The sequence below is a fragment of the Microbacterium halotolerans genome, assembly GCF_003569805.1.
Taxonomy (GTDB): Bacteria; Actinomycetota; Actinomycetes; order Actinomycetales; family Microbacteriaceae; genus Microbacterium; species Microbacterium halotolerans.
On sequence record NZ_KZ984054.1, the window covers coordinates 162,427 to 175,084 of the forward strand.

Here is a 12,658-nt window from a genome sequence, read left to right on the forward strand (position 1 = left end):
GTATCGTCCTCCCATTCTCTCCCACTCGAGATGGGCGAGCCCCGCGCGGTTACGCTGGGGGCATGGCCCTTCGTCGCGTGTTCTACCGGTGGCTGTGGCTGGCTGTGCTCGTGCTGCCGGTGTGGCTGCTGATCGGGTGGGGAGTGTTCGGCGAGAACGGTTTCGCGATCCTCTGGATCGTGTTCATCGCGATGCCGTCGGTGTTCCTGGGGCAGGGTCTCCTCACCCTCATCACGCGCTCCCGCCCGTCCGTCGCGCGCACTCGAGCCGTCTCGTGGTGGGACGTGCTCGGCTTCGGCGTGTGGCACATCCTGACGGTCGCCGTCGTGGTCGTCGATGCCCGATGGTTCGCCGCGACGCTGTCGGCGGCCATCGTCGCTGGGTTCGCGCTGTTCTGGCTGCAGTTCTGGCAGCTGCGTCGTGAGGCGGGTGTGATGCGCTTCCGCACGATGCAGCGCGACGACGATGGCCCGGATGACGACGGTGACGTGCTCATCGTCACGGAGAGTGACCCCGACAGGTAGCGCCGATACGGTTTGGGCGGACGGGGAATCCATGGCAGAATGGGCCGCTGTGCCGTGATGCATGCTGCCGTTGCACGCATGCGTTTCGTCTCTGCCGCGGGGGAGACGAGGGCCGCCGGAGCTTTCCGTGTCGGTCTCACCGTACAAGCGACTCTTTCCAGAGGATCGCGGTCGACCCGTGGCGGCTGCAGAGAGACAGTGACATGAACATCATCGATGCCATCGACGCGGCTTCGCTGCGCACCGACATCCCCGAGTTCGGCCCGGGCGACACCGTCAAGGTGCACGTCAACATCGTTGAGGGCAACCGCTCGCGTGTGCAGGTGTTCCAGGGCGTCGTCATCGGGCGCCAGGGCTCCGGTGTGCGCGAGACGTTCACGGTCCGCAAGATCAGCTTCCAGGTCGGCGTCGAGCGCACGTTCCCCGTGCATTCGCCGATCATCGAGAAGATCGAGCGCGTCACCCGCGGTGACGTTCGTCGCGCGAAGCTGTACTACCTGCGCGGCCTCACCGGCAAGAAGGCCCGCATCCGCGAGAAGCGCGACAACGGCTGACATCCTTCAGCAGAGCCCTGTGCCCCGGATCTCGGGGCACAGGGCTCTGCTCTTTTCGGCGCGCGAGCGAGAGCAGCCTCCGTGTCGCAAGAGGCTCCCTGCTGCGATGTGGAATGCTGGACAGAGCGCCTGCGTCGGCGCCGAGCGAAGGACGATATGAGCGATTCACTTTCCGCTGACCCTGCTGCGGACGATATGCCGGTGACCTCGCGACGCGAGCTCCGCCAGCGGCAGGAAGCGGAACGCGGCGGGAAGCAGGAGAAGAAGGAGCACAAACGCGGCGGGGCGCTCCTGTTTCTGCGCGACGTCGTCGTGATCATCGTGATCGCCGTGCTGATCTCCTTCCTGATCAAGACCTTCGTCGTGCGGTCGTTCTACATCCCATCCGGTTCGATGGAGAATACGCTCCAGATCGACGACCGCATCCTCGTCGACGAAGTGACGCCGCTGTGGAACGAGTACGAGCGCGGCGAGATCGTCGTCTTCGCCGACCCCGGCGGCTGGCTCGACCCGAAGACGGAGCCGGAGCGCTCCCCTGTGAGCGAGGGCATCGACTGGTTCCTCACGATGATCGGACTGTCTGCGGCGGACAGTGAGGATCACCTCGTCAAGCGGGTCATCGGCACACCGGGGGATCACGTGGTCTGCTGCAATGCTCTCGGCCAGGTGACGGTGAACGGCAAGGCCATCGACGAGACAGGGTACCTGAAGCTCCCCGACGGGGACACGAAGGCGTCCCGCGACGGGTTCGACGTCACCGTTCCCGATGATTCGCTCTGGGTGATGGGCGACAACCGCAACAACTCGTTGGACTCGCGCTACAACCGCGAGCAGCCCGGCGAAGGCTTCGTCCCGGTCGACAACGTGGTCGGACGGGTGTTCTTCCGCACATGGCCGTTCGAGCGCTTCGGCTGGATGAGCGCGCCCGACGTGTTCGCCGCAGTGCCGTCACCGGACGACGAATGAGCACCGCACCTCCGACACTCGAGCTCGAGCGGAGGCTGCTCGGGCAGGCTCCGCTCATCTTCGCGCTCGACGAGGTCGGCCGGGGCGCTTTGGCAGGTCCCGTCGCCGTCGGTGCGTCGGTGATCGACGCCTCAGTCGCGGAGAGCGCTGTGCCAGCGGGGCTGAAGGACTCCAAGCTCATCACGGAGAAACGACGCCCGGATGTCGCCTCCCGCGCCGCGAGCTGGGTGACGGGATCGGCGGTCGGCTGGGCGAGCCCCGCCGAGATCGACGAGGTCGGCATCGTGCGCGCGCTCGGGTTCGCAGCGCTGCGCGCCATCGAACGGCTCGCGGCAGCGGGATTCGCCCCTGACAACGGCATCGTGCTGCTCGACGGCAACCACGACTACATCACACCGACCGCCCGCGCATCCGACGAGTGGGCCTCCGCGGCACGCCTCGACGTGCGGCCGGTGATCAAGGGCGACCGCACCTGTGCGTCGATCTCTGCGGCATCCGTGGTGTCGAAGGTGGCCCGCGACGAGCACATGGTCGCGCTGCACACCGACCACCCGCACTATGCATGGGAGCGCAACAAGGGCTACGCCAGCGCCGCGCACCGCGAGGCCATCGCCGGTCACGGCCTGAGCGATCACCACAGGCGCTCGTGGGCCATCGCAGACGCGCCGGCACTGTTCTGACGTCTGCCGCGGCATCCGACCTCGCGGCTCCGCGCACGAGCAGGCGCTCTCGCACGTAGGATGGAGCCACCATGGATGAGGACCCGTTCGACGACTTTGACCGCGAACTCGAGCTTGCGCTGTACCGGGAGTACCGCGACGTGGTGTCGCAGTTCCAGTACGTGATCGAGACGGAGCGGCGCTTCTATCTCGCCAACGACGTGAACGTCGTCCGCCACGACACGGAGCACGACTTCTATTTCGAGTTGACGATGAGCGACGTGTGGGTGTGGGACGTGTACCGCGCCGACCGCTTCGTGAAGTCGGTGCGCGTGCTGACGTTCAAGGACGTCAACATCGAGGAGCTCACCCGCCGGGACTTCGAGATCCCGGATGAGCTGTCGCTCGACGGCACGTAGCACGCGCCGTTCCCCTCACAGGGGAGAAGAATCCCGCAGAACCCGCGTGATCACGCGGATGGCGGCCATTCACACCCTGTCGGTCGCCGTCGCGGCCGGTCGAGTCTGGTGCCATGGCACACAAAGACGACCTGGGCAGGGCGGGCGAGGAACGAGCAGCCGACGAACTGCGTCGCCGCGGCTTCTCCATCGTCGACAGGAACTGGCGATGCCGCGCCGGTGAGCTAGACATCGTCGCCGCGCGCGCAGGGGTGATCGCGGCCGTCGAGGTGAAGACGCGCAGCGGCACCGCGTTCGGCCACCCGCTCGAAGCGATCGGCTCCGAGAAGCTGCGGCGGCTGTGGCGGCTCGCCCATCTCTGGGCGAGGGAGCACCCCGACATCGCCCGCGGCAGGCGAGTGCGCGTCGACGCGATGGCACTGGTCGGCCGAGATCCGACGACCGCCGCGATCGACTACGTCGAGGACCTGCGATGAGCGTCGCGCGCACGTGGGCCGTCGCGCTGACGGGGCTGCGCGGCGAGATGGTGGAGATCGAGGCCGACGTCACGAGCCACACGCCGGAGTTCCGCATCATCGGGCTGGCGGACAAGACGCTGGGAGAGGCGTCGCGCCGGGTCGTCAACGCGAGCGAGAACTCGGGGCTCGAGCTCCCGCCGCGACGGATCACCGTGAACCTGTCGCCGGCGAGCCTGCCCAAGCACGGGTCGGCGTTCGACCTCGGCATCGCGGTGGCCTCGCTCGCCGTCGCCGGCGTCATTCCGCGCGCGCCGATCGCGCGGACCGTGCACCTGGGTGAGCTCGGTCTCGACGGCCGTCTCCGACCGATCACCGGTGTGCTGCCCGCCGTGCGTGCGTCGGCGGAACGCGGCTTCGAACGCGTCGTCGTGCCGAGGGCGAACGAGGCGGAGGCACGTCTGGTGCCGGGCATCGAGGTCGTCTCGGCCGTGTCGCTTCCCGAGGTCGCCCACGGGTACGGCGCCGACGTCACCGTACCCGAGCACAGGGCGGTGCGCCGCGTCACGACCCCGGCTGCGCCTGCAGAAGCGGGCGACCTCTGCGATGTGGTCGGGCAGGTCGAGGCGGTCGAGGCGCTCACGGTGGCGGCGGCAGGCGGGCATCATCTGCTGCTGTCGGGCCCGCCGGGCGCGGGAAAGACGATGCTCGCGAGGCGGCTCCCCGGCATTCTGCCGCCGCTCGACGACGAGGCGGCGCTCGAGGTGGCAGCACTCCGCTCTCTCTCGGGGGAGGCGGTCGAGGAACTGAACCGCACGCCGCCCTTCGAAGCGCCGCACCACACGGCCACGCTGGCCGCACTCGTCGGCGGAGGCTCGCGGATGTCGAAGCCCGGCGTGATCTCGCGGGCGAGCCGCGGCGTGCTGATGATCGACGAAGCAGGCGAGGTGCGCGCGGGGGTGCTCGACGCGCTGCGCCAGCCGCTCGAGCACGGCCGCATCGACATCCATCGCTCCGGCTTCACCGCGAGCTATCCCGCCCGTTTCCAACTGGTGCTCGCGACGAACCCGTGCCCGTGCGGTGAGCACGGCATCCGCGGCGGCAGCTGCGTGTGCTCACCGAATGCCGTGCGCACCTACCAGCGTCGGCTCTCCGGACCGCTGCTGGACCGCATCGACATCGCGCTGCGCGTGGAACGCGTCACCGCAGCTTCGGGCGTGGGCGACGTGACTTCGGATCAGGCGCGTGAGCGGGTCGTCGCGGCGAGAGAGCGCGCCCGGCGTCGGCTGCGCGGCACACCGTGGCTCCACAACGCCGAGGTCCCCGGCGCGTGGCTGCGCAACGAGGGGCCGCGCATCCCGCGCGAGGCGACAGGCGCGCTCGACAGAGCGCTCTCGCACGGCTCGATCACGCTGCGGGCGTACGACCGCATACTGCGCCTGGCATGGACGCTGAGCGATCTCGCGGGAATCGAGGTGCCGACGGCGCGGGAGATCGGGCGGGCACTGTATCTGAAGGCGGGAGCGGCGACATGAACAGCTTCCTTTCCGATGACTCGGTCCGCGAGGCCGCCGAGCGATTGTGGCCTGAGGCTGGGCGGGCCGAGCTCGGAGACCTGATCGCCCGTGCGACGTGGACGAGCATCGTCGAGCCGAGCGACGGCGTCGCCGGGGCCGTGACACAGATGCTCGGTGCTCGAGCGGCGCTGGAGGAGACCGAGCGCGCCGTGACCGCGGCAAGTCCATCGCCGCCGGCCGGGCTCGACGCCCCGGCGTGGCACCAGGCGCTGGCCCGCTGGCGGCCCCGACTCAGACCCGGTCGCGTCACCGAGGCGCTCCGCGCTGCTCACCGCAAGAATCTGATCCTGCTCACCCCTGACGATCAGAGGTGGCCGGAGAAGTTGAACGATCTGGGGCCGCATGCGCCGATCGCGCTCTGGGTGCACGGGGACCCGAGCACGCTCTCGCAACGGCGCTCGTTCCTATCGATTGTGGGCGCGCGGGCCGCAAGTCCATACGGCGAACAGGTCGCAGCGGAGCTGGCCGACGATCTCGCGCGCACGGGAGCCGTTGTGGTGTCGGGCGGGGCGTACGGCATCGACGGAGCGGCGCACCGCGCGGCGATCAGGGCGGATGGTGCCACGATCGCCGTGATGGCAGGGGGAGCGGACCGCGTCTATCCGGCGGGGCACGCGCACCTGCTGCAGCGCATCGTCGAGACGGGTGCGGTGATCAGCGAGGTGGCGCCGGGCGCCGCGCCGACCAAGTTCAGGTTCCTGAAGCGCAATCGGCTGATCGCCGCGCTGGGCGACGCCACCGTCGTCGTCGAAGCGGCGCAGCGGTCGGGCTCGCTCAGCACCGCGGGCGCCGCCGCGGAGTTGGGGCGACCCCTCGGCGCGGTTCCCGGGTCGGTGCTGTCGACGACGTCGGCGGGGTGCCACAGGCTGCTGCGTGAGTACGACGCGGTGTGCGTCACCTGCGGCGATGATGCGCGTGAGCTGATGGAGCTCGGAGCCGATCCCGCAGGCGGGGCGGTCGAGCGGCCGCTCGCCGCGCCGGTCGACCCCGTCACACTCAGAGTGCGCGACGCGCTGGGGCTGCGCGCATGGCGCAGCGTCGACGACATCGCGCGCAGCAGCGGCGTCGCCCCGACCGAGGTCACGGCGGCGCTCGGACTGCTCGGGCTCGAGGGCGCGGCGGAGCAGGACGGCGGCAGATGGCGGCTCGGCCGTGTCTCCTGAGCGTCCGCGTGCTGCGCGGTGCGTGCTCTCCGCAGCTCCTCGATGCATCGCCGACGCACCGTGTCGATTGTCCGACGGTGCGGCCGGCGCACGGTGCACCGCTGCGGCGCGTCACTGCACGGCGGGGCATCGACGCGGGAGACTGGGGGAATGGAGATCTCGCGGGCCGCCGAGGCATTCGTGTCGCACCTGGAGAGGGTGCGCCGACTGTCGCCCGCGACGGTGCGGGCGTACCGTTCGGATCTCGCCGACCTCACCGACGCGATCGGAGACATCGACGTGGCCGCCGTCGATCTCGAGCACCTGCGCGACTGGCTGTGGCGGGCGACCAAACGGGGCGACGCGCGCTCGACACTCGCCAGGCGCACCTCGTCGGCGCGGTCCTTCTTCTCCTGGGCGGGCGATGAGGGACTCGCACCCACCGACCCGAGTCTGCGACTGGTGACGCCGAAGCGCGGGCGGACGCTGCCTCAGGTCGCCACGGCTGACGCTCTGCGCGAGACGCTAGACGCTCTTGCCTCGACTGCGGTCTCCGATGGTGATCCGGTTGCGCTCCGCGATCACGCGGCGCTGGAGCTGCTGTACGGTGCGGGCATCCGGGTGTCCGAGCTGTGCGGTCTCGACATCGGCGACGTCGACCTCGACCGCGGCACGGCGAGGGTGCTCGGAAAGGGAGCGAAGGAACGGGTCGTTCCCTTCGGCGCCCCGGCGTCGCGCGCCGTCGCCGCCTATCTGACGCGCGCTCGCCCCGCGCTGCGGGCGAGGAGTGACCGGGAGACGACGGCACTGCTGCTCGGCGCGCGGGGCGGGCGCCTCGGTCCCAGAGCGGTGTACGACGTCGTCGCGCGAACGATCGGACCGTCGGTCGGCTCCGGTGCGGTCGGTCCGCACGCCCTGCGCCATTCGGCGGCCACGCACCTGCTCGACGGCGGCGCCGACCTGCGCGCGGTGCAGGAGCTGCTTGGCCACGCCAGCCTCGGCACGACGCAGATCTACACCCACGTCTCGTCCGAGCGGCTGAAGGCGACGTACCGGCTCGCGCATCCGCGAGCGTGAGCGCCTGCGAACGTGCGCTATGCGGCTCTGGTGTGGTGGAAGGCGCGTTCGAGAGCAGCGCGAACCGCGACGATGCCCGAGGTGTCGCGGGATGACTCGCGTGCGGCGGTGAAGAGCTCCCGGCTGGGGGAACCGGGCAGATCGATCAGCGTCACCGGGGTGTCCTCGGTCGTGAGCAGCTGCTCAGGCAGCAGACCGACGGCGTGTCCGGATGAGATCAGCCGCACCTGTGCGAGCAGGTCGGCCGCGCTGTAGCGGACGTCGGGTTCGAAGCCCGCCTCCCGGCACTGCTGCACCGACCAGGTCCGCACCGCTGTGCCGACCGGCTCCATGACCCACGGCAGATCCTTCGTGTCGGCGAGCGAGGTGACCGGCGAGTCCGGGCCGACCGCGAGTCGGATCGGATCCCTGCCGAGCACGACGCGGTCGAGCCCCGGACGGCGTTCGCGGGTGTGGCCAGGATACTGCTCGGCGATCGCCAGATCGAAACCGCGCGCCTCGACCTCGAACAGGCCCTCCTCGGGTGGCAGCACCCACACGTCGACTCGCATGGCGGGGTGAGAGACGGCGAGCACGTCGAGCATGCGCGACAGCAGTGCGTGGGCGGAAGTCTGCAGCGCGGCGATGCGCACGTGCGGCGGCGTCGCATGCGCGATGTCGATCTCGGCTCGGGCCTGCTCCTCGAGCGCCATCAGCCTTGCGGCGTGGGCGGCCACGGTCTCGCCCTGCGGCGTGAGACGAACCCGCCGCCCATCCGCTTGGAGCAGCGGCGCCCCCACCTCGCGCTCCAGCTGGGCGAGCTGCTGCGACACCGTCGACGGCGAGTAGCGCAGCGCGCTCGCCACGGCGGTGATTGTTCCGCGCAGCTGCAGCTCGCGCAGCAGCAGCAGGCGGTGCGTACTCCATCCCATGCTCATCGTTCGATGATAGCGAAAGGAATCCTTCGAAATGATCTGCTTTACCTCATGGTTCCTGGAGCGCACGATGGGAGGACGAGGACTGCACTGAGGAGAACCAATGACCGTCGAGCCCCGCAGCAAGGCAGTGGACACCGCAGCAACGGCGGCGAGCGGCATCGACCGCGCGCTGGCTGACGAAGCGATTGCGCAGGTGCGCATCTGGCTGGAATCCGCGCGCGGCGAGAAGGTCGATGCCGCGGCGAAGAACCTGGCCGGCGTGCTGAGTGACCCGAACGGCCTCGATTTCACCGTCGGCTTCGTCGACGGCGTGGTGCAGCCGGAGGATCTGCGCGTCGCGGCCCGCAACTTCCGCAGAGTGTCGCAGAACGTGCCGGGGTTCCTCCCCGCTCCGCTGCGCGGACTCGTGCGTCTCGGCGGGGCCATGGCAACGACCTTCCCGCAGATCGTCGTGCCGATCGCCCGCAGGGTGCTGCGCGGCATGGTGCGCCACCTCATCGTCGACGCGAGCGAGTCCAAGCTCGGCCCCGCGCTGGCCAAGGTCGGTGGAGAGGGCACGCGTCTCAACGTCAACCTGCTCGGCGAGGCCATCCTCGGTCAGCGTGAGGCGGCCAAGCGGGTCGCCGGAACGATCCGGCTCATCGAGCGCGACGACGTCGACTACATGTCGATCAAAGTGTCCTCGACCGTCGCCCCGCACAGCCTCTGGGCGCACGAACAGGCCGTCGATGAGGCCGTCGACGCGCTCGCACCGGTGTACCGCGCGGCGCTCGCGAACGACACGTTCCTCAACCTCGACATGGAGGAGTACAAGGATCTCGACCTGACGCTCGACGTCTTCCAACGCATCCTCGATCGCGACGAGTTCCAGGCCGTGCGCGCCGGCATCGTGCTGCAGGCCTATCTGCCGGACAGCCTCGGCGCCATGATCCGTCTGCAGGAATGGGCCGCGCACCGCGTCGCGAACGGCGGAACGCCTGTGAAGGTGCGCGTGGTCAAGGGCGCGAATCTGCCGATGGAGCAGGTCGACGCGGAGACCCACGACTGGCCGATCGCCACATGGCCGTCGAAGCAGCACACCGACGCGGGCTACAAGCAGGTGCTCGACTACGCGCTCACGCCTGAGCGGATCGCCAATGTCCGCATCGGCATCGCCGGCCACAACCTCTTCGACATCGCGCTCGCCAAACTGCTCGCCGAGAAGCGCGGCATCCGCATCGAGCCGGGCTCCGGCGTCGAGTTCGAGATGCTGCTCGGAATGGCGACGCAGCAGGCCGCCGTCGTGCGCCGTGACGTCGGCGAGCTCCTCCTCTACACGCCCGTTGTGCACCCGAACGAGTTCGACGTCGCCATCGCCTACCTGATCCGCCGACTCGAGGAGGGCGCCAGCTCCGACAACTTCATGTCGGTCGTGTTCGAGATCGACAGCGACGAGCGGCTGTTCCAACGGGAGAAAGAACGCTTCCTCACTTCGATCGAGATGATGCCTACCGAGGTTCCGACGCCGAACCGCGTGATGGACCGCTCGCAGCCGCAGCCAGACGGCCCGCGCGGCGAGTTCCGCGGCGCCCCCGACACGGATCCGGCCGTGGCGGCGAACCGTGACTGGGCAGCGGGGATCCGTGCGCGCATGGAGGCCTCCGAGCTCGGTGAGCAGGCTCTCGAAGACGCGACGATCCGCGAGTCCGAGGCGCTCGACGCGCTCATCGACGGTGCGGTCTCGGCCGCACAGGAGTGGACCGCGCGGCCGTTGGCCGAGCGGGTGGAGATCCTGCACCGCGCCGGTGACGCGCTCGAGAAGCACCGTGCCGAGCTGCTCGAGGTGATGGGATCCGAGTGCGGCAAGGTCGTCGAACAGGGCGACCCCGAGGTGAGCGAGGCGATCGACTTCGCGCACTTCTACGCGCGCAGCGCCGAGCTGCTCGCAGACGTCGACGGCGCCGTGTACACCTCGGCGAAGGTGACCGCCGTCATCCCGCCGTGGAATTTCCCCGCAGCGATCCCGGCCGGTGGAGTCCTCGCTGCGCTCGCCGCCGGATCCGCCGTGGTGTTCAAGCCCGCACGCCAGGCGGCGCGCACGGGTGCCGTCATCGCTGAGGCGCTCTGGGAGGCCGGTGTTCCGCGCGACGTGCTGCGTCTCGTGAAGCTCCAGGAGCGGGAGCTCGGCTCTCGGCTGCTTTCGCACCCGTCGGTCGATCAGGCCATTCTCACGGGTGCCTATGAGACGGCCGAACTCTTCCGCTCGTTCCGCCCCGACCTGCCGCTGCTCGCGGAGACGAGCGGGAAGAACGCCCTCATCGTCACTCCGAGCGCCGATGTCGACCTGGCGGCGAAGGACGCGGCGTACTCGGCCTTCGGGCACGCGGGTCAGAAGTGCTCGGCGGCGTCGCTCATCGTGCTCGTCGGATCGGTGGCCAAGAGCGAGCGGTTCCGTCGCCAGCTGCTCGACGCGATCGACGGCTACGAGGTCGGCATGCCGTGGACCGAGGGTGCGCGCATCGGGCCGATCATCGCCCCTGCCGAGGGCAAGCTGCTGCGCGGCCTGACCGAGCTGGAGCCCGGCCAGACGTGGCTGCTGGAGCCGAAGCAGCTCGGCGACGCACTGTGGACGCCCGGGCTGCGCGAGGGCGTGAAGCCGGGATCCGAGTTCCACATGACCGAGTACTTCGGGCCCGTCGCGGGAATCATCGCCGTGGACACGCTCGAGGAGGCGATCGAGGTCGTGAACGCGGTCGACTACGGTCTCACCTCCGGTCTGCACTCGCTCGACGTCGACGAGATCCAGCAGTGGCTCGGATCGATCCAGGCGGGGAACGCATACGTCAACCGCGTCATCACCGGTGCGATCGTGCAGCGCCAGCCGTTCGGCGGCTGGAAGAAGTCGGCTGTCGGTGCCGGCACGAAGGCGGGAGGGCCGAGCTACCTGTTCGGCCTCGGTACGTGGACCGACGCACCCGTGACGGGAGCCGCTCCCAGCGACGCCGCCGTGCGCCGCGCCGCGGCCGCCGTTCCCGCGGACGACCGCGCATGGCTCGAATCGGCCCTCGGCACCGACATCGCCGCCTGGAACGACGAGTTCGGCGTGGCCCGCGACGTGCAGGGCCTCGAGCTCGAGCAGAACGTGCTGCGCTACGTGCCGACGGCCGTCACGGTGCGGTTCGAGGGAACCCGCACCGCAGAGCTCGTGCGCGTCGTCGCCGCCGGCGTGCGGATCGGCGCCCCGATCACGGTCTCGACCGCCGAGAGCCTGCCGGGCGAGGTGCGGGAGTACCTCACGCAGGCCGGTGTCACCGCGCGCGTCGAGGAAGCCGACGAATGGGCGGCGCGGGCCGCGTCGTTCACGACGGCGGGAGCGCGGATCCGTCTCATCGGGGGGGCCGCGGATCCGATCATCGAGGCGACGAAGGGGGAGCCGAACATCGCGATCTACGGCCACGAGGTCACATCGGCCGGTCGCGTCGAGATGCTGCCGTTCGTGCGCGAACAGGCCGTGTCGATCACGGCGCACCGCTTCGGCAACCCTCGCCGCTACGAGGTCCCCGTCGCCGCGGGCGGCGCGAGCGATCTCATCGCCCGCTGATGCGGGTCTCGGGTGGTGCGCGCCGATCAGCAGCACGGCAGCAGCACCGCCCGAGGCACGCCGCCGAGCAGCAGCAGCGGATTGACGTAGTCACCGTTCAGGCGCACGCCGAAGTGGATCGCATCGGGCGGCGCATGTCCGCCGGCTGAGACGGTGCCGACCACGTCGCCTGCCGCGATCGGGTCGCCGGGGGAGAGCGGGCTCGAAACCGGCTCGAGGGTTGAGACCAGACCGCCGCCGTGGTCGATCGTGACGAGCGGCCGGTCGACCACGGTGCCGGAGAATGCGACCACTCCGGATGCGGGTGCGCGCACCTCGCCGTCCGCGGACAGATCGATGCCGCGATGCCCAGCGCCGTAGTCATGCGAGGGTGCCGCGAAGCCCGCGATCACCCGCACCGGTGAGGTGGGCCAGCGCCACGCCTCGTCGGTCGGCACGGTCTCGGTGCCTCCCGACCCGGAGGCGACGGCGATCGACGCTGCGTGCGCAGACGCGGTGGCCGCGACCGCTCTGCCGGAACCCGGCTCGCCGTGCGCGGGCGATGTCTCCACGACAAGCAGCACCATGGAGATGAGCACGGCACAGACGGCGGCGGCGACCCTGCGCGACCATCGGCGCGGCCGCCCGCTGTGGGGCTGTGCTCTGGAGATCCGTCCGCTCATGCGCCTACACTGCACTGCGACATCCGGGAGCGGAACACCGAGCCCGCCGCTGTGGACGGCGAACGCGGCGAACCCGTGCCTGTGAGGGGAACGACGACCTACAGCGGTCCGCGCTGACCCCGGGAA

12 protein-coding genes are annotated in these 12,658 nt (G+C 70.0%); 10 read left to right on the plus strand and 2 right to left on the minus strand.

Features of this window, described 5'->3' with window-relative positions:
• Positions 1 to 62 precede the first annotated feature (62 nt).
• The 9 genes from DZG09_RS14435 (at position 63) to DZG09_RS14475 (ending at position 7,373) form a co-directional block, all read left to right on the plus strand.
• Positions 63 to 524, plus strand: a complete 462-nt coding sequence (locus DZG09_RS14435) for an MFS transporter permease (RefSeq protein WP_119698443.1) — start codon at positions 63 to 65, stop codon at positions 522 to 524.
• Between the two features lie 203 nt (positions 525 to 727).
• Positions 728 to 1,078 carry a 50S ribosomal protein L19 gene (gene rplS / locus DZG09_RS14440; protein WP_119698444.1) on the plus strand — a complete coding sequence of 117 codons (351 nt, stop codon included), beginning with the start codon at positions 728 to 730 and terminating at the stop codon, positions 1,076 to 1,078.
• Between the two features lie 156 nt (positions 1,079 to 1,234).
• A complete protein-coding gene (gene lepB / locus DZG09_RS14445) occupies positions 1,235 to 2,044 on the plus strand; it encodes a signal peptidase I (protein ID WP_240424060.1) in 810 nt (269 codons plus the stop codon).
• On the plus strand, positions 2,041 to 2,724 hold the full coding sequence (locus DZG09_RS14450; protein ID WP_119698446.1) for a ribonuclease HII: 684 nt from the start codon (positions 2,041 to 2,043) through the stop codon (positions 2,722 to 2,724). The genes lepB and DZG09_RS14450 overlap by 4 nt, the downstream gene beginning before the upstream one ends.
• 71 nt (positions 2,725 to 2,795) lie before the next feature.
• Positions 2,796 to 3,122 carry a DUF2469 domain-containing protein gene (locus DZG09_RS14455; RefSeq protein WP_087055606.1) on the plus strand — a complete coding sequence of 109 codons (327 nt, stop codon included), beginning with the start codon at positions 2,796 to 2,798 and terminating at the stop codon, positions 3,120 to 3,122.
• A 113-nt stretch (positions 3,123 to 3,235) separates the two neighbouring features.
• Positions 3,236 to 3,598 (plus strand): YraN family protein, encoded by a 363-nt coding sequence (locus tag DZG09_RS14460; protein ID WP_119698447.1) that lies wholly within the window; start codon positions 3,236 to 3,238, stop codon positions 3,596 to 3,598.
• Complete coding sequence (locus DZG09_RS14465) at positions 3,595 to 5,112, plus strand: YifB family Mg chelatase-like AAA ATPase (protein ID WP_119698448.1); 1,518 nt, start codon at positions 3,595 to 3,597, stop codon at positions 5,110 to 5,112. The genes DZG09_RS14460 and DZG09_RS14465 overlap by 4 nt, the downstream gene beginning before the upstream one ends.
• Positions 5,109 to 6,317, plus strand: coding sequence for a DNA-processing protein DprA (gene dprA / locus DZG09_RS14470; protein WP_119698449.1), 1,209 nt, complete (start codon positions 5,109 to 5,111; stop codon positions 6,315 to 6,317). Before DZG09_RS14465 ends, dprA begins: the two co-directional genes overlap by 4 nt.
• Before the next feature lie 150 nt (positions 6,318 to 6,467).
• The gene (locus DZG09_RS14475; protein WP_119698450.1) at positions 6,468 to 7,373 is read left to right on the plus strand and encodes a tyrosine recombinase XerC; all 906 of its coding nucleotides are present in this window, start codon (positions 6,468 to 6,470) and stop codon (positions 7,371 to 7,373) included.
• Between the two features lie 17 nt (positions 7,374 to 7,390).
• Here DZG09_RS14475 and DZG09_RS14480 read toward each other — a convergent pair whose 3' ends face one another.
• Complete coding sequence (locus tag DZG09_RS14480; RefSeq protein WP_240424061.1) at positions 7,391 to 8,290, minus strand: LysR family transcriptional regulator; 900 nt, start codon at positions 8,288 to 8,290, stop codon at positions 7,391 to 7,393.
• 100 nt (positions 8,291 to 8,390) lie between these two features.
• Between DZG09_RS14480 and DZG09_RS14485 the strand changes: the two genes are divergently transcribed.
• Positions 8,391 to 11,870: a bifunctional proline dehydrogenase/L-glutamate gamma-semialdehyde dehydrogenase gene (locus DZG09_RS14485; RefSeq protein WP_119698452.1), complete on the plus strand. Its 3,480-nt coding sequence runs from the start codon at positions 8,391 to 8,393 to the stop codon at positions 11,868 to 11,870.
• 26 nt (positions 11,871 to 11,896) lie between these two features.
• Here DZG09_RS14485 and DZG09_RS14490 read toward each other — a convergent pair whose 3' ends face one another.
• Positions 11,897 to 12,532 (minus strand): murein hydrolase activator EnvC family protein, encoded by a 636-nt coding sequence (locus tag DZG09_RS14490; RefSeq protein WP_240424062.1) that lies wholly within the window; start codon positions 12,530 to 12,532, stop codon positions 11,897 to 11,899.
• Positions 12,533 to 12,658: the final 126 nt, after the last annotated feature.